Genomic DNA, 21993 nt, shown 5'->3' with positions numbered 1-21993 from the left:
GTTTAAATTTTAATTTTATTAATTTGCCATTAACCACTAACCAAAAGCAATGAACCACTTATTACCAATAGAAAAGCGAAATTCAGTTTTAAGCCGTATGGCCGAACTTCTTGAACAAGAAAGAGCCAATCTTAAGACTATAAATCAACAAGATTTAAATAATTATTCTGGAGATGACTTGGCCATGGAAAAACGTTTGCTGGTTGATGATGCCAAAATTAACGGGATGATTTTATCCCTGCAACAATTAGCAAGTCAAGAAGATCCTATTGGCGTGGAGCGTTTTAATTTCGACCATGAAAACGGAATGAAAATCATCAATAAAACAGCGGCTTTCGGAACCATAATGATCATTTATGAATCCAGACCTGATGTTACTGTTGAAGCTGGTGGAATCGCTTTTAAATCCGGAAATAAAATTCTATTGAAAGGCGGAAAGGAATCTTTACTGTCCAATTTAAAAATTGTAGAATTGTGGCATCAAGCTTTAACAGCAAACAATGTTGCTTCAGAATGGGTGGAATACTTGAATTACAATCGGGAAGAAACGCAGGCATTTTTGGAGAAACCAACACAAAAAGTAGATTTAATCGTTCCTCGTGGTGGTGAAAATCTAATTGCTTTTGTAAAAAAACATGCCACTTGCCCAGTAATAATAAGTGGTCGGGGAAATAATTTTGTGTATGTAAATAAGGAAGCCGATTTAGAGAAAGCACTTGACATTATTATTAATGGAAAGACCTCAAATATATCCGTTTGCAATGCTTTAGATAAAGTTTTAATTGATACAAATCTTGAAAATTGGGAAGCTTTTGCTACCAGTATAGTTCAGGAATTACAACAAAGAAACGTAACTGTTTTGGGAGATGAAAGTATTTCAAAAGTAGCAAATGTACCTCAGATCGAATCGGATTTAATTTGGTACGAAGAGTTTTTAGATTATAAAATTGTTATTGGAACAACAAATTCAGACCAAGAAGCGATTAACAAAATAAATAAATATTGTGGAGGACATTCTGCTTCCATAATCACAAAAAATGATGCTATTGCTCAGGAATTCATGGAAAATGTGGACACAGCAGCCGTTTACCAAAATGCCTCTACCCGATTTACTGATGGAGGGCAATTTGGTTTAGGTGGAGAATTAGCGATAAGCACGGACAAATTGCACCAACGTGGACCAATTGGCTTGCAACATTTAGTTACTAATAAGTGGTATATTTACGGAAATGGACAAATCAGGTAAAAAAAGAATTTTATTAAAGTTAGGTAGCAATACCTTAACCAAAGAAACCAATCACATTTCGAGAGGAAAGATTGAAGATATTGGAATGCAAATTGCGGCATTGAAAGACGATTATGAGTTTATAATTGTAAGTTCTGGTGCTATTGCTGCAGCCAAACAATTTGTAAAACTGGATAACCACGATAAAGATGTTTTTGTAAAACAAGCCTTGGCTTCAATTGGTCAGCCTCATTTGATGCGGATTTACCACGAAAATTTTAGCGATTTAGGTTTGCATACTTCACAATGTTTACTTTCGTATTCTGATTTCGAAAAAGAACAGACCAAAATCAATATTGTTAACACAATCAACGTTTTGGTCAAAAACAGTTACATTCCAATTATCAATGAAAATGATACTGTGGCAACGGATGAAATTCAGTTTGGTGATAATGATAAATTAGCCGCTTTAACAGCCGTTTTATTAAATGTTGACATTCTTATTATTGCTACCAATACGAACGGAATTTACACCAAAGTATCTATCAATGATGCAGTTCCTGAAACAATTTCTTTAGTAACTGATTTGCAACTATTGGAAAAAGAAATTGGGGATTCGAAATCCTCGCACGGAACCGGCGGAATGCAATCTAAAATAGAAGCTACGGCAATTGCCAAAGCAGCTAATATAGAAACCTGGATTGTCAATGGATTAGAAGACAACTTTATTTTGAAAGCTTTAAAAAACGAAATACCTTTTACGAAAATAACTTAATTCGAATATTGGATTTTTAGATTGTTAGATTTTTTGACAATTGATAATTCATAATTCATAATTCATAATTACAATGAACTACATCTCCATACAAAACATAGATTTACTCGATATATGGGTGAAACAAGCATTAAAAATCAAGAAAAAACCACTTAAAAACAAAAAACTAGGAAAAAATAAAACCTTAGGAATGTTGTTTTTTAATTCCAGTTTAAGAACGCGTTTGAGTACACAAAAAGCAGCTTTGAATTTAGGAATGAATGTCATGGTAATGAATTTTACCAGCGAAGGATGGACACTTGAATTTGAAGATGGAGCTATCATGAATCAAGGGGCTTCTGAGCATATTAAAGAAGCTGCTGAAGTAGTTTCTCAATATTGTGATATTATTGCCATTAGAGCTTTTGCCGGATTAATAGATAAAGAAAAAGACAATGCCGAAACCGTTCTTATGGGTTTCTTAAAATATGCCACTGTGCCTATTGTCAATATGGAAAGTGCTACAGGACATCCATTACAATCACTTGCCGATGCCATCACTATGGCAGAACACAAAACTAAACACAGACCAAAAGTAGTTTTAACTTGGGCACCACATCCTAGAGCTTTACCTCAGGCTGTTGCTAATTCTTTTGTACAAATGATGCAATTGCAAGATGCTGATTTTGTCATTACACATCCTGAAGGGTACGAATTGAATCCTGAAATAACGAAAGATTCCAAGATTGAATATGATCAAGATAAAGCTTTTGAAAATGCCGATTTTATCTATGCCAAAAACTGGAGCAATTACAAGGAATATGGTCAAATTACTAATTCCGACCCAAATTGGACCGTAACTGCCGATAAAATGAAGCTGACAAATAATGCTAAATTCATGCACTGTTTGCCTGTAAGACGTAATGTAATTGTTACTGATGAAGTAATCGACAGCGAAAATTCAATTGTTATCGAACAAGCCAACAATAGAACCTATGCCGCACAATTAGTATTGCAAAAAATATTGGAAAATGGAAAATAAAAAACCGTTAACCCTAATAAAAATCGGAGGAAACATCATTGATAATCCAATGGAGTTAAAACAATTTTTATCTGATTTTTCTAAAATTGAAGGATATAAAGTACTCGTTCATGGCGGAGGAAAATCAGCTACTAAAATGGCCGAAAGTATTGGTTTAGTTCCACAAATGATTGATGGAAGACGCATTACTGATGCCGCTATGCTAGATGTAGTCGTAATGATTTATGCAGGTCAAATTAATAAAAATATTGTTGCTCAATTACAAGCAAATTCAACTAATGCAATGGGCTTTTCTGGCGCTGATGGAAACTTAATTCAATCAGATAAAAGAAACCACCCAACCATTAATTATGGTTTTGTGGGCGATGTCAAAAAAGTAAATACACAATTATTGGAAACATTACTTTCAACTGGTATAGTTCCTGTATTTTGTGCAATCACACACGATGGAAAAGGGCAATTATTAAATACAAATGCTGATACTATCGCAAGCGAATTAGCAATTGCTTTATCGGAAGTTTTTGATGTAACTTTGAATTATTGCTTCGAGAAACCTGGCGTTTTATATGATGCCGAAGACGATTCTTCAGTAATTGAAAACATCAATCAAGAATTATATTCCAAATTGAAATCCGAAAAAGCGATACATTCCGGTATGATTCCTAAATTAGACAACTGTTTCAATAGTTTATCCAAAGGAGTTCAAAAAATAAAAATTGGTCATCACAGGATGTTACAAGATAAAACGGCATTGTACACGAGTATAGAACTATAAAAAGTTAAATACGAATTTCACAAACTTACACGAATTAAATTTTTTGTGTCTTTGTGTCTTCGTAGCAAAAAATAGCGCCTTTGTGGCAAATAAAATATGAAGAGTATAGAAATCCTTACACAAGAAGCGATTGCACTATTAAAAGCATTGATTGAAACGCCTTCATTTTCTAGTGAAGAAGATAAAACAGCCCTTTTAATAGAAAATTGGTTTAGACAAAACAACATCCCTTTCAAAAGAGAGAATAATAATGTTTGGGCTTTCAATAAACATTTTGACGCTAAAAAACCAACGCTTTTACTGAATTCACACCACGATACCGTAAAACCAAACCAAGGCTATACTAACGATCCTTTTGAAGCCATCGTAAAAGAGGGTAGATTATTTGGACTGGGAAGCAATGATGCGGGAGGTTGTTTGGTTTCGCTTTTAGCCACTTTTGTACATTTTTATTCGAATGAAAACCTGCCTTACAATATTGTAATGGTCGCTTCAGCCGAAGAAGAGAGCAGCGGAAAAAATGGATTAAACAGCGTTTTAAAACATTTACCGGAACTGGAATGTGCCATTGTGGGGGAACCTACTTTGATGCAATTGGCCGTAGCCGAAAAAGGTTTATTGGTACTCGATGTCATCGTAAAAGGTACCGCCAGTCACGCCGCACACAACAATCCGGACAATCCAATTTACAATGCGATTCCCGTTATCGAATGGTTTAACAGCTTTCAATTCGAAAAAATATCGGAGGTTTTAGGTCCCGTAAAAATGACCGTAACACAAGTGGCTGCCGGAAAACAACACAATGTAGTTCCTGCTGAATGTCATTTGGTTGTCGATATCAGGGTGAATGATTGCTACAATAATCAGGAAATTTTAGATACCGTAAGAAAACATTTAACCGCTGAAATTAATCCGCGTTCGATGCATTTAAACGCGTCATCAATTCCTGTTGCACACGGATTAGTGCAAGCCGGAATCGCATTGGGAAGAACCACATATGGCTCGCCTACCCTTTCGGATCAATCGGTTTTGAGTTGTCAATCCTTAAAATTAGGACCTGGCGAAACTCTGCGGTCACACTCTGCAGATGAATTTATATTTATAAACGAAATAGAAGAAGGAATCCAGTTGTATATCAAAATACTAACTGATTTTTTCAAACAATAATATGTACGAACAAGTAGGGACAAGTCGCGACTTGTCCCTACGATAATACGATACAAAAAAAATACACCTATGAAACTTTGGGAAAAAGGAATACCAACCGATAAGCAAATTGAACATTTTACCGTTGGAAACGACAGAGAACTGGATTTAGTTCTGGCAAAATATGATGCATTAGGTTCTATTGCACATGCTAAAATGCTGGGACAAATCGGTCTTTTAACAGACTCCGAAACCGTTTCTTTGGTTTTAGCTTTGGAAGAAATAATAAAAGATGCTGAAAACGGAAAATTCGAAATCGAAGACAGCTTTGAAGATGTACATTCCAAAATCGAATATTTACTTACAGTAAAATTGGGAAACGCCGGAAAAAAAATTCATACCGCCCGTTCTCGTAACGACCAAGTTTTGGTAGATGTTAATTTATACTTGAAAGATGTCGTTAAAGAGCTGAAAGAGCAAGTAAAAAGCCTTTTTGATTTGCTAATGGAATCAGCAGATAAACACCAAAATGTTTTATTGCCAGGATACACGCACCTTCAAATTGCAATGCCGTCTTCTTTTGGGATGTGGTTTTCCGCCTACGCTGAAACTTTGATTGATGATATTACGATGTTGAATGCAGCTTTGAAAATTGTAGACCAAAACCCATTAGGATCAGCTGCAGGTTACGGAAGTTCATTTCCTATCAACAGAACATTCACGACACAGGAATTAGGTTTTGAAACTTTAAAATTCAATTCAGTTGCCGCACAAATGAGCCGAGGAAAATCAGAGAAAACAGTGGCTTTTGCTATGAGTAGCGTGGCAGCAACTTTGGCTAAATTCTCGATGGATGTTTGTTTGTACATGAGTCAGAATTTTGATTTTATCACTTTGCCTTCGCATCTTACAACCGGTTCGAGTATTATGCCACACAAGAAAAACCCAGATGTTTTTGAGTTGATTCGTGGAAAATGCAACAAAATTCAAGCCTTACCATACGAAATTACTTTAATTACGAACAACCTTCCAAGTGGCTACCACAGGGATTTACAATTATTAAAAGAAGGATTGTTCCCAGCGATTCAAAACCTGAAAGCCTGTTTGGATATTGCGATTTTTTCTATCAAAGACATCAAAGTAAAAGACAATATACTTGCCGACCCAAAGTACAATTATTTGTTTACCGTTGATACTTTAAATGAAATGGTGGTTGCGGGAATGCCTTTTAGAGATGCTTATAAAGCCGTTGCCGAACAACTGGAAAATGGAACATTTCAATCACCAAAAGAAACCAAGCATACGCACGAAGGAAGCATTAACAACCTTTGTTTGGATGCCATAAAAAAGAAAATGAAAGATTCTTATTAATTCAAAACCAAAATAGTTGTTACTAAAAAATCCATTCGTTGATGCGAATGGATTTTTTTATAGTTTAAATTTAAACTGTTGGTTTTATCCAATTTATTAGGTATTCATCAAACCAAATCATGCTTGTACTGAAACCAATAATAATCCATATCAAAAAACATTTGTTCATCATTTATTTGAGTTAAGTTTCCTATAATTTCGTCCAATCGTTTTGTTGCTTCATCCTTAATTTTAATGATATATTTGATCTACAAAACAAGATTTGATTTCCTGTTCTTTTGGAAAATATATCTATTTCACTATTAAGTTCGTCAGCACACTACAAATAACTGTAGTGTTTTTTTAAGGAATTAAAACGCAATTGATCTAAATATTACGATACTCAAATATCAAAAAATAAAGAAATAATGTACATTTGAGAAGAGTAACTTTAAAAGACCATAATGGAAAAATTTGAAGAAAGTGCGACAGATAAACTTTTTGAAAAAAAATTAATCAACAAAGTGCAAAGGGAGCAAATTATTGCTCACCGAGATTTAAATATTTTTTCATTAAATACAGAACTGAAATTATTGGTATACCTCTCCGTTTTATTGTTTACTTCCGGCATTGGTATATTAATATATGAAAACATTGACAGCATTGGCCATATTGCTATTCTTACTTTATTATTAGTAGTAACTGCAATTTGTTTTTACTTCAGTTTTAAAAACTCCATTGGATTTCAAAAACAGCAAACCAATTTTGAAAACCCCATATTTGACTATCTCCTACTTGCTGCTGTACTTTTAAGCATCATTTTCATAGGATATCTACAATTTCAATATACCGCTTTTGGCACACATTACGGGTTAGCCACTTTGATTCCCACAGCAATTGGATTATTTTGCGCCTATTATTTTGACAATAAAAGTATCTTATCTATTGCAATCACTGGCCTGGCAGCTTATATTGGTTTATCGGTAAGCCCGAAATCGTTACTTAGTAATGATTTTCACAATACCGCTTCGTTAAGTTATTCTGCTATTGGTTTAGGTTTTTTATTGATTATATGGTCTATTTATAGCGTGAAAATCGACCTGAAAAAACACTTCAATTTAATCTTCCTAACTTTTGCTTTACATCTAATCAGTATTTCTTGTATTAATAATCTATTCGCATCGTATTGGGGGATCTTTATAATTCTGTTAGCAATTTCCTCTTACTATTTTTATACAACGAGTTACCAAATTGAATCAGTGTCCATCTTTGTCTTTACCATTTTGTATGCTTATTTTGGAATTAATTTCCTTTTATACAAAATCATTGTCGCGATTGACCTTACTGATTTATTGAGTAGTTTCTTTTTTGTGGTACCTTTTTACTTCGTAGCCTCTATAGTCTTATTTATTCGCCTTATTAAAAATTTTAATAAAAAAACATCTGATGATCGTATATGATAAAACAGAACTAGAGAACTTACTGCTAGTGAAAGAAGCGAAATCTTTACAAACCGCTGGCTTTATACACAAAGAACAATATAATCTGACAACTAAAGAATTAACTACGTTAAAAAGTCAGAAAAACACTTTAATTCGCGCTGGCTTTTTCTTATTGGGGTGTTTTTTATATTCTTCAATTTGCGGCTCACTTGCCTTTTTGGGCATGGATACAATTGATCCTAATTTTAAATTTTCAGTCTATATTTATGCGATTATTGGTTTTGCAGGAACCGAACTTTTGGCCAAACAAAAATATTATGGTTACGGCCTTGACGACGCCTTTTTACTTGGCACACAATTAACTTTAGCAATAGCAATAGGGATTTCAACAAATGGAAACGGTTTACTGATTGCATCAACTATTACAATAACTTCATTATTAAGTTATCACCGTTATGTTCATTTATCAATGGCATTGCTGTTATGTTTGGCAGGTACAACAACTTTGATTTATGCAGTATTTGAATTAGGTACTTTAGGAAAAACCATTTTACCATTTATAATGTTATTATTTTCGGCAAGCATCTATTTTTCTAGTAAACTAGTTCTAAAAAAAACAACAACTTTTTTTTATCACCAAGGGATTTTGTTAACCAATAGTTTTAGCCTTATTCTATTTTATTTAGCGGGGAATTATTTGGTAGTGCGCGAACTTTCGGTTGTATTACTTGGTACAGAGATTGCTCCAAAAAGTGATATTCCCTTTGCATTATTCTTTTACATCTTCACAATTATTGTTCCTCTAGTGTATCTTATATATTCTTTATTAAAAAAAGACCGCATAATGCTTTGGATAGGATTACTGGCAATAGCATTCTCTATTTATACCATTCGTTTTTACTATGCATTTTTACCCATCGGAATCGCCTTGACTATGGGAGGATTATTCTTATTTGCTTTCACCTATTTTACGATAAAAAAAATAAAAAATAATGCGACTGGAATTACATTCCGACCAGATCGTTTTACTAATGCAAATGCTTTTATGAATGCCGAAGCAGTAATCATTTCACAGCTCGGATTGAAACCAGAAATTACCCAAAAATCCGATATGAAATTTGGTGGTGGCGATTTTAGTGGTGGAGGATCTGGAGGGAAATTTTAAAATTTCATCCAAACCAAAAAAATCCATTCGCAGCAACGAATGGATTTTTTAAATATCTTAAATTTAAACTATTGACTTAAACCTTCTTTCCCAACTCCTCCGCATCAATATCACTGTGCGAAACGTTATAAATGGCTTTTCCATCTTTAATTAAAATTAATTGTGGGGATTGATGTGTAACTCCAAAACGATTCGCTATTTCATTAGAAATATCGCGATGTGCTATTAAATCTAAAAAATAAGGCGTAACTTTATCTGAGCTATTAAACTCATTTTCAAACTGTTTAAGTGCCATCCTACTGACGCTGCAACGTGTACTATGTTTGAAAATGGCTACCGGTTTTTCATTTGAAATCTCGATAATTTCACTTAGTTGCCCTAAATCGGTTAGTTCATTCCAGTTGATTTTGTTTTCGTTTGAATCTTTTTCTTCTGAACTGTTGAACATATTTTTAAAAAAACTCATAATTGTCTTGTTTTAAGACATTTTGACTTTAAAACATGATAAAAATCATGAAATTTCTGTCAATTTGTCTGTATTATTGTATTGGAATATATATTGAATATTGATTCGCAAAGTTAGTCAAATAACCACAAAACAATATAACATCATGAACATAAATAAATTTACTATCAAATCCCAGGAAGCCATTCAGCTTTCGCAACAATTGGCGCAAAGCCAAGGACAGCAACAAATAGAAAACGAACATATTTTCAAGGCTATTTTTGAAGTCGATGAAAATGTGGCTCCTTTTATTTTGAAAAAACTGAACGTGAATGTTCCTCTTTTTCTTCAAATATTGGACAGCACAATTCAGAGTTTTCCAAAAGTTTCTGGTGGCGAAATTATGCTTTCCAGAACCGCAAACACAACGTTGAACGAAGCGGAAATTATTGCAAAGAAAATGAATGATGAATTCGTTTCCGTAGAGCATTTGATTTTAGCAATTTTTGATTCAAAAACCAAGGCTGCCCAAATATTAAAAGATCAGGGTGTTACTGGAAAAGGATTGAAAGCCGCAATAGAAGAATTGCGAAAAGGAGAACGTGTAACTTCTGCTTCTGCTGAAGAAAACTACAATTCATTAAATAAATATGCCAAAAATCTAAACGAACTCGCACGTTCTGGAAAACTGGATCCCGTTATTGGTCGGGACGAGGAAATTCGCAGGGTATTGCAAATTTTAACTCGTAGAACTAAAAATAATCCCATGCTAGTAGGAGAACCCGGTGTGGGAAAAACTGCCATTGCCGAAGGATTAGCCCACCGAATCGTAGATGGAGATGTTCCAGACAATTTGAAAGATAAAATCGTTTATTCGCTTGATATGGGAGCGTTGATTGCCGGTGCAAAATACAAAGGAGAATTTGAAGAGCGATTGAAATCCGTGGTAAAAGAAGTAACTTCTGCCGAAGGTGATATCGTTTTATTCATTGACGAAATTCACACACTCGTAGGCGCAGGAGGTGGCGAAGGTGCTATGGATGCTGCAAATATCTTGAAACCGGCCTTGGCTCGTGGAGAACTGCGCGCTATTGGAGCAACCACATTAGACGAATACCAAAAATATTTCGAAAAGGATAAAGCACTCGAAAGACGTTTCCAAAAAATAATGGTCGAAGAACCGGATACTGAAAGTGCTATTTCGATTTTGCGTGGAATCAAAGAAAAATACGAAACCCATCATAAAGTCCAAATCAAAGACGATGCAATTATAGCAGCCGTAGAATTATCACAACGCTACATTACCAACCGTTTTCTACCGGACAAAGCTATTGATTTAATGGATGAAGCAGCTTCAAAATTGCGTATGGAAATCAATTCGAAACCCGAAGAACTCGATGTATTGGATCGAAAAATCATGCAATTGGAAATTGAAATTGAAGCCATTAAACGCGAAAAAGACGAAAGCAAACTCAAAATCCTAGGCATGGATTTGGCAAATCTCAAAGAAGATCGCAACGAAATCTACGCCAAATGGAAATCAGAGAAAGATGTAGTCGATAATATTCAAGCCGTAAAAACTGAGATTGAGGATTTCAAATACGAAGCAGAGCGTGCCGAACGTGAAGGCGATTATGGAAAAGTTGCCGAAATTCGTTATGGTAAAATCAAGGAAGCGCAAGAACGTTTAGATATTTTGCTGAAGGAATTACAAGAAAACCAATCCGGAACTTCGTTGATAAAAGAAGAAGTGACCCGTGAAGACATTGCTGAAGTCGTGGCCAAATGGACAGGTATTCCAGTGATGAAAATGCTTCAGGGCGAAAGAGAAAAACTATTGAAACTGGAAGATGAACTGCATCACAGAGTTGTAGGTCAGGAAGAAGCCATTCAAGCCGTGAGTGATGCCGTGCGCAGAAGCCGTGCTGGATTACAAGATATGAAAAAACCGGTGGGAACCTTTCTATTCCTTGGAACAACAGGAGTTGGTAAAACCGAATTGGCAAAAGCTCTGGCCGAATACCTGTTTGACGATGAAAATGCGATGACCCGTATTGACATGAGCGAATACCAAGAACGACACAGCGTAAGCCGCTTGGTCGGTGCGCCTCCAGGATATGTAGGGTATGATGAAGGTGGACAATTGACCGAAGCCGTTCGTAGAAAACCCTATTCCGTAATCTTATTGGATGAGATTGAAAAAGCGCATCCGGATACGTTCAACATCTTATTACAAGTCTTGGATGAAGGACGTCTGACAGATAACAAAGGACGTTTAGCCGATTTTAAAAACACAATTATCATCATGACTTCTAATATGGGAAGCCAGATTATTCAAGATAAATTTGAGAATTTAAAAGGAGGTGTGGAAGCCGCAACCGAAGCTGCAAAAGTGGAAGTACTGGGATTGTTAAAACAAACGGTACGTCCTGAATTTATCAATCGTATTGACGAAATTGTGATGTTCACACCGTTAACCAATGAAAACATTGCTCAAATTGTAGGATTACAACTGAAAAGTGTAACTAAAATGTTAGCGCAGCAAGGCATCACGATGGATGCAACTCCAGAAGCTATTGCCTATTTATCTGAGAAAGGATACGATCCGCAATTTGGTGCCAGACCGGTTAAAAGAGTAATTCAAAGAGATGTGCTTAATGAATTATCCAAAGAAATTCTATCAGGAAAAATAACTACAGACAGTATCGTTCTAATCGATGCTTTTGATGGTAAACTGGTTTTTAGGAATCAAAGCGAATTAGTGCATTAATCATCCAATTCTAATAAAAAAAGACTTCACAGAATCAAACCTGTGAAGTCTTTTTATTTTATACAAGAAAATTTTTATTTATAAATAAAATTAAAAACAGCTTGATTCATAATCTTTTATCAATTCTACAACTCCTTCTTCTCCACTAATTTTTAATGTTTTATTTTCTACCTTTTCTAATACACTTGGACAATCAGTAATTTCACGGCTAATAACTTTTTTAGAGATAAGCCTGCCTAGCCCCATAGCTTCCATAAATGATGGCTTGCTATTATTTGGCCTTACAATAACATAAATATTGACAGTTGTATAACCAGGTTTTATTACCTTTAATAATTTTAATTTATTGGAATACATTACTAATCCAAATACATTATCATCAATATTAATAAACTCAACCCGTTTATTCTCTCTTGTAAAACTAAAAGATTTTAATTCATTGGGCAAAAACTCTTTTTTTTCACCTTTTACATTAACAACAACTAGTTTTTTTTCTAAATCCAACACCATTGAATTTTCAAATGAATAATCCTTTTTTAATCTGAATTCTTTTATAGTGTCATTTTGCTTGGTTATGATATCTACTTGTACATTTTGACTAGAAATTTTAAATACTAAAAAGAACAAAAAAAGAGTGTAATATATTTTTCTCATGTAATTTTATTGAAGATTTATCTCATTTACTGCTCACAAATCTAATTGTATTTCTTTAGAATTTAATAAAAAATAACCCGTTGGGTGCAATTAGATTATTTGTGTTTTAATATTGTTTATTGGTCTTTCAAAAATAAATTTATTAATGAATTGTACCAAAGTTAATGCTGTTATTTTAGCTAAAATTCTTGTTTTAAAACCTTGAAAAGATTTAGCATAATTTCGTCTAATCATAAATTGATCACACAATTGAGAGAATAATGTCTCTATTCTTTTTCTTGATTTTCTAAATATGTAGGGTTGTTTTTTATACCCAATTTGATTGATTCTCATTGGAGTTTCTAATTTTATATTTGCTGTTTCAAACAAATCTAATTGTAATGGTGAAGACAAATAACCTCTATCTCCAAGAAGCACACAATCAGACATTTGATATTTTAAATCTTTTAATAAATGTACATCGTGAACACTTGCTTTTGTAATATCTATTGATTGAAAAACCCCAGAAACAGTACAAACTCCGTGAAGTTTGTAACCATAAAACCAAGAGTTTTGTGATGCACAAAAACCTTTATCTGGCGCAGTCTGAAAATCACCCTTACAAATTTTAATCCTATTATGACGAGCCATTTTACAAATCTCAAGTGGCATACTATCAACAACAAAATAGTTCTCAAATTCTGTGAATTTTGAATATAAATGTTGTCTGATTTCTTCAGCAAAATGGAATAATTTTTTCCTTCTCTTATTATACTGACTTCGTTCAATTAGATTAGAAATTTGTCCATTTTGCAACTGATTAAAAAATGAATTTTCACTGTCAATAGACATAAATTCAGATGTTAAACTTAAAGCAACTACTTCTAAATCAGACATTTTAAACTTTCTTCCAGCTCGAATTTCTGTATTAAATGCAATATTCAAAGAACTTATAACTTCTAAAACTCTAAAATAATTTTTTACTATATTTGACATAGATATTGGTTGTTTGACGACTTCAAGATACTGAATTTCAGTATCTTGACCAATATCTAATCAATATTTTTTACTTCAAATAATTACACCCAACGGGTTAAAAAATAAGATTTTTATTATCTATTAATTCTGGTTTCAGAACGCTCTGTGACAGTAATGTAAATAAAACAATACTTTTAATTTGCGAAGTTTAGCACTCCGTATCCATTACGCTAAACTTGGCTAAAAATATAGAAACAAGGTGAATCTCGCACGTAAACACTAACAAAGGCAAGCAACTATAAATTTTTAAAAGTCACAAAAAGAAAAAAAACAATATCCTATCTTTGGGCATGATATCCAAACTAGAATCGAAATGCTGACTTTTTCGATTCCTATAAAAATGAAAAATGGCATTTAAAGGAATTATTTTTGATTTAGACGGAACATTGGTAAATTCACTGGAAGACATTGCAGATGCTATGAACAGCGTTCTTATCAGTCTCAACTACCCTACTCACAGTTATGATGCTTATCAATATTTCATTGGTAGTGGCCTCAGAAATTTGGTCAGTAAAGCCATGCCTGCAACACATAATGATGAAACACAAATTAATCAGTGTTACGATTTGATGGTTGCTATATATCGTGATAATTGTACGTGCAAAACAAAAGCCTATGATGGGATATTTGAATTATTAGACGAATTAAAATCCCGCAATATAAAACTAAGCGTATTCTCTAATAAAGCTGATGACCTGACAAAGGAAATTACAGCAACCCTATTTCCTGATTATTTTAATCCAATAGTGGGTTTGACAACAGAAGCGCTAAAAAAACCAAATCCGTTTAAAACAATGGAAATTAGTAAAAGCTTTGGCCTAAAAGCCGAAGAAATCATTTTTATAGGAGATTCCGGTATTGATATGCAAACGGCTACAAATGCTAATATGTTCGCTGTAGGGGTTTCATGGGGCTATAGACCCGAAGAAGAATTGCTTTCAAATGGAGCTAAATATATATTAAACCAACCTTCTGATTTAATTGAGATTTTATAAAAAAATTAACAATGCAACTCTTTAATCGAGAGCTTCAATTTCACAAGTTGGACAATGCAGAATTGGAAAATTACACGAGTTGGCTATAAAACAGAGTTGGTTAGCTTTTTTATGCAAGCTAAGTGCCTCAACTATTTTTTCTTTGTTAGTAATACGAACTTTCGGATTTAGAGTAATGGCAATAAAGCGTCCGCTACCGTCGGCTGAAACTTCAAGAGTTGCCTCCGCTTCGTCTGTATAAGACACCACCTCAATATCATTTTGTTTACAAAGATACAAGTAAGACATCATGTGACAGGAAACCACGCTACTCAATAACAGGTCTTCAGGATTGTGCAAAGCAGGATCTCCTTTGAAAGCTTTAGCTGCCGAAACATTTAGAACAGACTTACCATCAATAGTTATAGTATGACTTTTTGTATACTTCGCCGCTTCGTTTTTAGAAAAAAACCAATCTAATTTAGCTTTAAATACATGTTTGAATCCCATCATTTTTTTTATTCCAAAAGTAAATAAAAACAGTACTACAAATACAGAAAGATTTTGGGTGAATATTAACTAAAAATTCACCCATTTTATAAATAGAGTAAATAAAAAAGTTTTAGCTTCGCAGGAATAAACAAACAAAACTGCATGGTTAAATTTTGGTGTAACAATGCCAAAAGTCGCGCAGTTCTTAAAATAAATTAAATGGCATCAGGTTTTTTCGCACTACTGGATGATATCGCAGCAATCATGGATGATATTGCCGTAATGAGTAAATTTGCCGCCAAAAAAACGGCTGGTATTTTAGGTGATGATTTGGCAGTAAATGCCGAAAAAGCTTCCGGATTTGTTTCATCGCGAGAGCTTCCGGTATTATGGGCAATTGCAAAAGGTTCTCTGCTCAATAAGGCAATCATTTTACCCATCGCTTTTTTGTTGAGCGCATTTTTACCGGTAGCAGTTATCATAATTTTAGTGCTTGGAGGACTTTATTTAGCCTACGAAGGTGCCGAAAAAATATACGAATACTTCTTCCCGCACGAAAATTCAAAACACGAAATTTCTTTGGAACCAATGACCGAAGAAGAAATTTTGACTTTAGAAAAAGTAAAAATAAAATCAGCAATAGTGACTGATTTTATATTATCAGTAGAAATTGTAATTATTGCGCTCGGCACCGTTATAGGAAAACCTATTTTATCACAAATCCTAGTTGTTTCCATCATTGCAATACTAGCAACAGTTGGTGTTTACGGGATTGTAGCACTAATTGTAAGAATGGATGAAGCAGGTCTAAAACTAATTCAATTAAATACTAGAGAACAAAGTTTTACAAATAAATTGGGTAATATATTAGTAAAAGCACTGCCAAAAGTCATCAAAAGTTTATCTTTTATAGGTACCATCGCCTTACTGTTAGTAGCAGGTGGTATATTTGTACACAATATCGGTTTTTTACATGGCGTATTACCCCAATTACCTTCCATTGTAACCGAATTTTTAATCGGCCTTGTAATTGGAGGAATTGTTTTGGGAATTGTTACGCTGTTCAAAAAAATCATTGCCAAAAAGTAAGCAACAATTAAATACACTTTAGTTGTATAAATAATTAAAAAACTAGGAAAACATCAGTCGAAAGGCTGGTGTTTTTTTCGCTTTATTAGGAGCAGAACATTTCTAATTTTTCAAGACGAGTTGTCCCGCTGTCCGCAGTATCCACGCCCAAAAGCGTGGGATACTTGCTCCCATCGGGGCTATTTGACAACGAGTTTTTTCCAGAATAAAATTTTCGAAAAAAGTGCTTTATTAAAGTTTAGAATCTGTTATAAATCATATTGGAATAAAAAAGTTGCTTACTAATTTGTAAGAAAAATTTTTATATATTTGAGAAAATATAAAGCGAAACTAAACTTCGTATATACAACCAAAAATGGGTAGATTGGCGAAGGTTTTTTTCGCTTATATACAAGTTATCTACAACTTTTCATTCAACCCTCCCAATTGCACTTAAAGTGTTGTATTCATTGACTTTATAAAAATGAACAATGCAATTTTAAGCAACAAAAAGCAACGAAATACTTGTTTTGTTGTACCCAATGTTGTACCTTCGTATCACGATGCACCCAATTGAAAACCCTTTATTTACAATACTTTCACTCGTTTGCATTAATTTACAAAAGTAGTATAACATTTCTAAAATCCTATTATTATGGCATCAGTAAAACTAATTTTAAGAACACATCAGGTAGACCAAACAGGACACAGCCCTTTGTATATCCGAATTATAAAAGATAGAAAAACGAAATTTATCACTGCTGGAGTGAAGCTAAAAGAGAACGAGTGGGATGAAGTAAAGCAGAAAGTAAAAAAGAACCATTCCAATAGTGCCAGGATGAATGCTGCATTATCTCAAAAGATTGCAGATGCCGAAGGTCAGGTTGCCGATATGGAACGTAAAATAAAAACGGTATCGGTTAAAAAACTCAAAGAAGCCATAAAGGGAAAAGAAGTGCCAAACTTTTTTGAATATGCCAGAAAGAGATTAGAGAAAATCAAAAGTACTGTTTCTTATTCCACTTACAGAGCATACACCTCTCAGGTTGATAAATTTGAAAAATATATGGGAACAAAGGATGTATATTTTGATGAAATTACGGTAGCACTATTAAACGACTATAAATTTCATTTAGGAGATACTTTAGGCAACGGAGATACAACGCAACGCCTTTCTATAATTGTGCTCGGAACCATATTCAGGGATGCTATTCGTGAAGAAGTAATTCCCGAAACGATGTTTCCTTTTAGCAAAATAACCCTCAAAATCAGTTCATCTAAAAGATTATTTCTTAATAAAGTACAGATTGATGCTTTAACCAATTTAAAGCTCATAGAAGGGAAAAAAGCTATGATGTGGAGAGATTTATTCCTTTTCTCTATTTATGCCGGAGGATTGCGTTTTAGTGATGTTATCGAAATGCAATATTCTAATTACAATGAAGCTGAACATAAAATCAACAAACACATTCGTAAAACTGGAAGAGTACACCAGTTCAAAATTGGAAAAGTGGCTATCGATATTTTAGAAAAATACAAAAAAGTAAATGCCAATCACGATGATTTTATCTTTCCGATTATTATGGACAAAGAAGGCTATTTGAACAGTGAAGCAAAACGTTATTTTCAAACAGCAGCTTTCAATAAATTAGCAAACTGGCACCTGAAAAAAATGGGTACAAAAATAAATTTACCTTTCGACCTTTCGTTCCATTTATCAAGACACAGTTTTGCGACAAATGCGTTAAATAATGGTATGAGAATTGAGCACGTTTCTAAATTAATGGACCACCGTGACATCAGCACCACGCAGGTATATGCTAAAATTATCAGTGAGGAACTGGACAAAGCAGTTGATAACTATATTTTTTAAATAACGTGTTAAGTGTCTATTTTATTGACATTAAACGATTGTTAATAACTTCAACTAAAATCCTTTAACAAGGATTTTTTTTATTTTATAACTTTACATCAGAGTAAACAAGTAATTTTTAAAGCATTCGAAACGAGTGATAAACGAACACTAGTAGAAAACACTAGGACTTCCAAAAAGCGACCAATAAAAAACCGCTTTTAATTACCTTTCAATACTAAATGAATACCAAAAAAAACATATTAAAATTTGAATTCAAAGGATCAAAATATGCAAACAGCTCCGTTTGTAGAATTATTGGCAGTGCCTTCGGCTCTAGCCAAAAATCCTTTATTTGATATAATCATTGAAGACAAAATCAACATTCAAAACTATTGCAATGCTTTAATTGCAAAAATTCTAGAACTCAAACAATCTCAATTTCCTGCATTTATCGATTATCAATTCAACCAGGTGAAGAACCCGGAAATATGGATATGTAAACTCGAAAAATTATTAGCCAATAATGAAGCCTTTTTCAGCTCCAAAACGGCTATGAGTAGATACAATAAGTTGTACATTTTAATCGAAAAAAAACGAACAGAGCTGCAATCTTTGAGCGTAAAAGAACCAGTTGTAAAAACACCTAAAAAATTCATTAATGCCGAAAGTGAAGACCGTTATTTTTCATTTTATGAGATAAAAAAGCAGCTCGAAAAAATCAATGATGACAATCAAAAAATATTGTTGTTAACCAAAGAAATGTTTGAATACCAACAAGCCAATATTGAGTTTATCAATCAAAAGACACCGTTTTATGATGCACAATGCACCAAAGAAATAGAGAATATTTATGCCTTACAAAAAATACAAACGGCAATTAAAGAAGCTCAAAATCACAACGCAGGCATTCAAATGCCTTTCAAAAAAATGCAAATCAATTGCAATTTAAACCAGTTTATTGATATTCATTATCAGTTTCTGAGAGAACTATTTGTGGATGGTAAATCAATCCTTGATGGTTCGGTTAATGATATGGTGGCAATTATCGTAAATTCTTATCTTGACAAAGATGGAAAAGATATAAGTCCTGAAACAGTCAAAACAATACTCACTCCTTCAAGAACCGAAAAACGTCCGAAACCCCACAAAAGAATAGACATCGACAAAATGCTCTAAAACAAAATAGTCCTGAAAGACCATTTCAGGACTTTTGGACTTTTTACAACTTCTCACATTTGCACCATAACAATTTAAAACTTTTAAAAATGGATGCAATTATCTTCACAAAAGACCAGTTCACAGATCTAATGAGCAAATTAGACACAATTCAAAGCCAAATCTCAATTAAGGCTGACCCAAAGAAAGAAACCTTTCTTGACAATCAAGAATTTCTTCTTCTGATGAAAATTTCAAAACGTACAGCTCAAACCTGGAGAGACGAAGGTAAAATTTCATTTAGTCAAGTTGGAAACAAAATCTACTACAAACTTTCTGATGTTGAAAAGCTCCTTACAGAGCATTACAACAAATCTTTCAAAGGAAGATAAAATGAAAGAGTGTAACGGAACTTGCGAAAGTTGTGATTGCATACCAGTCACAAAAGGGAAACTTCTAATCTTGAAAAATAATTTTAAAACCTAATCAATGGTAACAGTCTTTAAAAACTTCAACGAGGTTGTAGAACACAAAACAATCTCAACAATTTTAGAAGAAATCAAAACAGGAAAGTACAAACCCGGCATTATTTACTTGCGTAAATCACTTGCCGAAAACAAAACAGAAGCATACAACAAAGCCAAGAAATCACTTCCAGCATTCACGCCTTCAGGAAAGTTTGTTGGAGGTCGAAAATTGGAATTCCTTGCGAATTATTCAAATTGTATTATTCTGGACATCGACAAATTAAGTGCTGCCGATTTGCAAAATGCAAAGCATTTGGCCAATCAAAGTGAATTCACATTTGCCAGTTTCATCAGTCCATCAGGTAACGGATTAAAAATTCTAGTAAAAATCAATTCAGATAAAGCCAATCACAAAGAAGCTTTCCTATTGGTACAAGCACATTATGAGGCAATTTTAAAACTGGAAATAGACAAATCAGGCAAAGACTTAACCAGACTATGCTTTTATTCTTATGATGAAAACCTTTATTACAATGAAAACGCAAAAATATTTAGTGCTACAGAACAAGAAAAAGAACCTAAAGCTAACATCGAGAGGGAGTTTAAAAGAACAGAACCAACAATTGTTATTAATACCGATGCAATCTACAACCATTGCGTAAATTTTACTGAAAAAAAAGTGCAATTTGTGAATGGTAGTCGCAACGTATTCGTGCACCAACTAGCGTGTAATCTAAACCGTAAAGGAGTAGCATTGCAAGAAGCTCTGGGATATATTCTAACAGACTTTGGATATGATGAAAAAGAAGTAACACAAGCAGTAAACAGTGCTTACGGAAATAGTCACGAGTTTGGCAAAAATGAGAAATATGAAGCTCCTAAAATCCAAACACAAAAAACAGAAAAACCAACAACTATTATAGAGGATGAAGACGACGAAGACAAACCAAAACCAACCCAAATTGACCGTTTAGAGTTGTTTTTATCAACAAGATATGTATTTCGTCATAATATGGTTTCAGGTAAGTTAGAGTTCCAATATTTCGGTAAAAAGAAGTGGAATGTGATGAATGATTTTATTGAAAATTCAATGCTTCGAGAATGTTTAAAAGGTCGAATTAAAACAAATTTATCTTCACTACGAAACTTGCTTTATTCTGATTTTTGTGTGCTGTTCAACCCTTTTGAAGATTACTTTTTCAATTTACCTTCTTATGATGAAAAGACCGATTACATTACCGAATTAGCCAACACAATCACAACTACAAAACAAGACCTTTGGCAACAATGTTTCAAAAAATGGTTGGTCGCAATGGTCGGTTGTGTTCTCGATGATAAAGTAATCAATCACACCGTTATTGTGTTCAGTGGCAAACAAGGATTAGGAAAAACAACGTGGGTTGAAAAGCTTGTACCGAAACCTTTGAAAGAATATCTATTTTCCGGAACCATAAACCCAAACAACAAAGATACATTGGTGCAGCTTTCAGAATGTATGTTAATCAACTTGGACGAGCTCGAAAATTTAAACCGTTCTGAAATTGGATCACTCAAAGAAATCATTACAAAAACCCAAATCAGAATGAGAAAAGCCTACGGACACAACAACGAAACAATGCCCAGAAGGGCATCGTTCGCAGGAAGTGTCAATACAGCACAGTTCTTAAACGACAGTACAGGAAGCAGAAGGTTTCTTTGTTTTGAGTTAGAAGGCATCAAATACCAGCACAATGTAGATATCAATATGGCATTTTCACAAGCGTTATTTCTTTTCAAAAGTGGCTTTAGATATTGGTTCGACCAGGAAGAAATCAAAAACATCACCGAAAATAACGAACAATACCAACTTCACAGTCCAGAAGAAGAATTGCTTTTAACGTGGTTTGAACCTTGCGAAAGAGAAAAGGCTAATGTTTTCCTAAATGCTTCTCAAATAGCAGCTAAACTTGCTGAAAAAGCTAAAATAAACATCACTGATGGCACAATAAACAAGTTAGGCAAAGCATTAAAAAAACACAACTTCATTCGCTTAAAAAAGAACGGTATAGCTGTGTACGCTTTAATAGAAAACACTTGGGAAGACGTTGACAACAGAAACAAAGTGGTTGAAGAATAAACAAAAAAAAATCATCATTTTTAGAGTGGAAAACTAGCGTTTCCACTTTTTTTATTTTACCTACTTTCTAATACTTCGATT

19 protein-coding genes are annotated in these 21993 nt (G+C 33.8%); 15 read left to right on the top strand and 4 right to left on the bottom strand.

Features of this window, described 5'->3' with window-relative positions:
- Positions 1 to 49 precede the first annotated feature (49 nt).
- The 8 genes from T410_RS11425 (at position 50) to T410_RS11390 (ending at position 8899) form a co-directional block, all read left to right on the top strand.
- A complete protein-coding gene (locus T410_RS11425; protein ID WP_035671783.1) occupies positions 50 to 1246 on the top strand; it encodes a glutamate-5-semialdehyde dehydrogenase in 1197 nt (398 codons plus the stop codon).
- A complete protein-coding gene (proB, locus tag T410_RS11420; protein ID WP_035671780.1) occupies positions 1230 to 2000 on the top strand; it encodes a glutamate 5-kinase in 771 nt (256 codons plus the stop codon). The genes T410_RS11425 and proB overlap by 17 nt, the downstream gene beginning before the upstream one ends.
- Positions 2001 to 2073: 73 nt before the next feature.
- Positions 2074 to 3021: an N-acetylornithine carbamoyltransferase gene (locus tag T410_RS11415; protein ID WP_035671778.1), complete on the top strand. Its 948-nt coding sequence runs from the start codon at positions 2074 to 2076 to the stop codon at positions 3019 to 3021.
- Complete coding sequence (gene argB, locus T410_RS11410) at positions 3011 to 3796, top strand: acetylglutamate kinase (protein WP_035671776.1); 786 nt, start codon at positions 3011 to 3013, stop codon at positions 3794 to 3796. The genes T410_RS11415 and argB overlap by 11 nt, the downstream gene beginning before the upstream one ends.
- Positions 3797 to 3892: 96 nt before the next feature.
- The gene (locus T410_RS11405; RefSeq protein WP_035671775.1) at positions 3893 to 4963 is read left to right on the top strand and encodes a M20 family metallo-hydrolase; all 1071 of its coding nucleotides are present in this window, start codon (positions 3893 to 3895) and stop codon (positions 4961 to 4963) included.
- A gap of 69 nt (positions 4964 to 5032) precedes the next feature.
- On the top strand, positions 5033 to 6313 hold the full coding sequence (gene argH, locus T410_RS11400; RefSeq protein WP_035671770.1) for an argininosuccinate lyase: 1281 nt from the start codon (positions 5033 to 5035) through the stop codon (positions 6311 to 6313).
- A 443-nt stretch (positions 6314 to 6756) separates the two neighbouring features.
- Positions 6757 to 7752 carry a DUF2157 domain-containing protein gene (locus T410_RS11395; RefSeq protein ID WP_035671769.1) on the top strand — a complete coding sequence of 332 codons (996 nt, stop codon included), beginning with the start codon at positions 6757 to 6759 and terminating at the stop codon, positions 7750 to 7752.
- The gene (locus T410_RS11390) at positions 7739 to 8899 is read left to right on the top strand and encodes a hypothetical protein (RefSeq protein WP_035671767.1); all 1161 of its coding nucleotides are present in this window, start codon (positions 7739 to 7741) and stop codon (positions 8897 to 8899) included. Before T410_RS11395 ends, T410_RS11390 begins: the two co-directional genes overlap by 14 nt.
- Positions 8900 to 8975: 76 nt before the next feature.
- Here T410_RS11390 and ytxJ read toward each other — a convergent pair whose 3' ends face one another.
- Positions 8976 to 9365, bottom strand: a complete 390-nt coding sequence (ytxJ, locus tag T410_RS11385) for a bacillithiol system redox-active protein YtxJ (protein ID WP_035671765.1) — start codon at positions 9363 to 9365, stop codon at positions 8976 to 8978.
- A gap of 145 nt (positions 9366 to 9510) precedes the next feature.
- Here ytxJ and clpB point away from each other — a divergent pair, with 145 nt between their 5' ends.
- Entirely contained in the window at positions 9511 to 12114 is a 2604-nt protein-coding gene (gene clpB, locus T410_RS11380; protein ID WP_035674447.1) for an ATP-dependent chaperone ClpB, read from the top strand.
- A 90-nt stretch (positions 12115 to 12204) separates the two neighbouring features.
- Here clpB and T410_RS11375 read toward each other — a convergent pair whose 3' ends face one another.
- Positions 12205 to 12768, bottom strand: a complete 564-nt coding sequence (locus tag T410_RS11375) for a hypothetical protein (protein ID WP_035671762.1) — start codon at positions 12766 to 12768, stop codon at positions 12205 to 12207.
- A gap of 90 nt (positions 12769 to 12858) precedes the next feature.
- On the bottom strand, positions 12859 to 13644 hold the full coding sequence (locus tag T410_RS11370; protein ID WP_369793036.1) for an IS982 family transposase: 786 nt from the start codon (positions 13642 to 13644) through the stop codon (positions 12859 to 12861).
- A 488-nt stretch (positions 13645 to 14132) separates the two neighbouring features.
- Here T410_RS11370 and T410_RS11365 point away from each other — a divergent pair, with 488 nt between their 5' ends.
- Positions 14133 to 14780, top strand: a complete 648-nt coding sequence (locus tag T410_RS11365; protein WP_035671759.1) for an HAD family hydrolase — start codon at positions 14133 to 14135, stop codon at positions 14778 to 14780.
- 21 nt (positions 14781 to 14801) lie between these two features.
- Here T410_RS11365 and T410_RS11360 read toward each other — a convergent pair whose 3' ends face one another.
- A complete protein-coding gene (locus tag T410_RS11360; RefSeq protein ID WP_035674444.1) occupies positions 14802 to 15269 on the bottom strand; it encodes an OsmC family protein in 468 nt (155 codons plus the stop codon).
- Positions 15270 to 15470: 201 nt separating this feature from the next.
- Here T410_RS11360 and T410_RS11355 point away from each other — a divergent pair, with 201 nt between their 5' ends.
- The 5 genes from T410_RS11355 to T410_RS11335 all read left to right on the top strand — a co-directional run bounded on the left by T410_RS11355 (position 15471) and on the right by T410_RS11335 (position 21912).
- A complete protein-coding gene (locus T410_RS11355; protein ID WP_035671756.1) occupies positions 15471 to 16340 on the top strand; it encodes a DUF808 domain-containing protein in 870 nt (289 codons plus the stop codon).
- A gap of 634 nt (positions 16341 to 16974) precedes the next feature.
- Positions 16975 to 18192, top strand: a complete 1218-nt coding sequence (locus T410_RS11350) for a site-specific integrase (RefSeq protein ID WP_035671753.1) — start codon at positions 16975 to 16977, stop codon at positions 18190 to 18192.
- 270 nt (positions 18193 to 18462) lie between these two features.
- On the top strand, positions 18463 to 19350 hold the full coding sequence (locus tag T410_RS17080; protein WP_035671750.1) for a hypothetical protein: 888 nt from the start codon (positions 18463 to 18465) through the stop codon (positions 19348 to 19350).
- An 89-nt stretch (positions 19351 to 19439) separates the two neighbouring features.
- Positions 19440 to 19721, top strand: coding sequence for a helix-turn-helix domain-containing protein (locus T410_RS11340; protein ID WP_011964270.1), 282 nt, complete (start codon positions 19440 to 19442; stop codon positions 19719 to 19721).
- A gap of 97 nt (positions 19722 to 19818) precedes the next feature.
- Positions 19819 to 21912 (top strand): VapE domain-containing protein, encoded by a 2094-nt coding sequence (locus T410_RS11335; protein WP_035671747.1) that lies wholly within the window; start codon positions 19819 to 19821, stop codon positions 21910 to 21912.
- Positions 21913 to 21993: the final 81 nt, after the last annotated feature.

Source organism: Flavobacterium sp. 83 (assembly GCF_000744835.1).
Taxonomy (GTDB): Bacteria; Bacteroidota; Bacteroidia; order Flavobacteriales; family Flavobacteriaceae; genus Flavobacterium.
The sequence above is the reverse complement of the archived record's forward strand: the minus strand, read 5'-3'. Positions and strand labels throughout refer to the sequence as shown.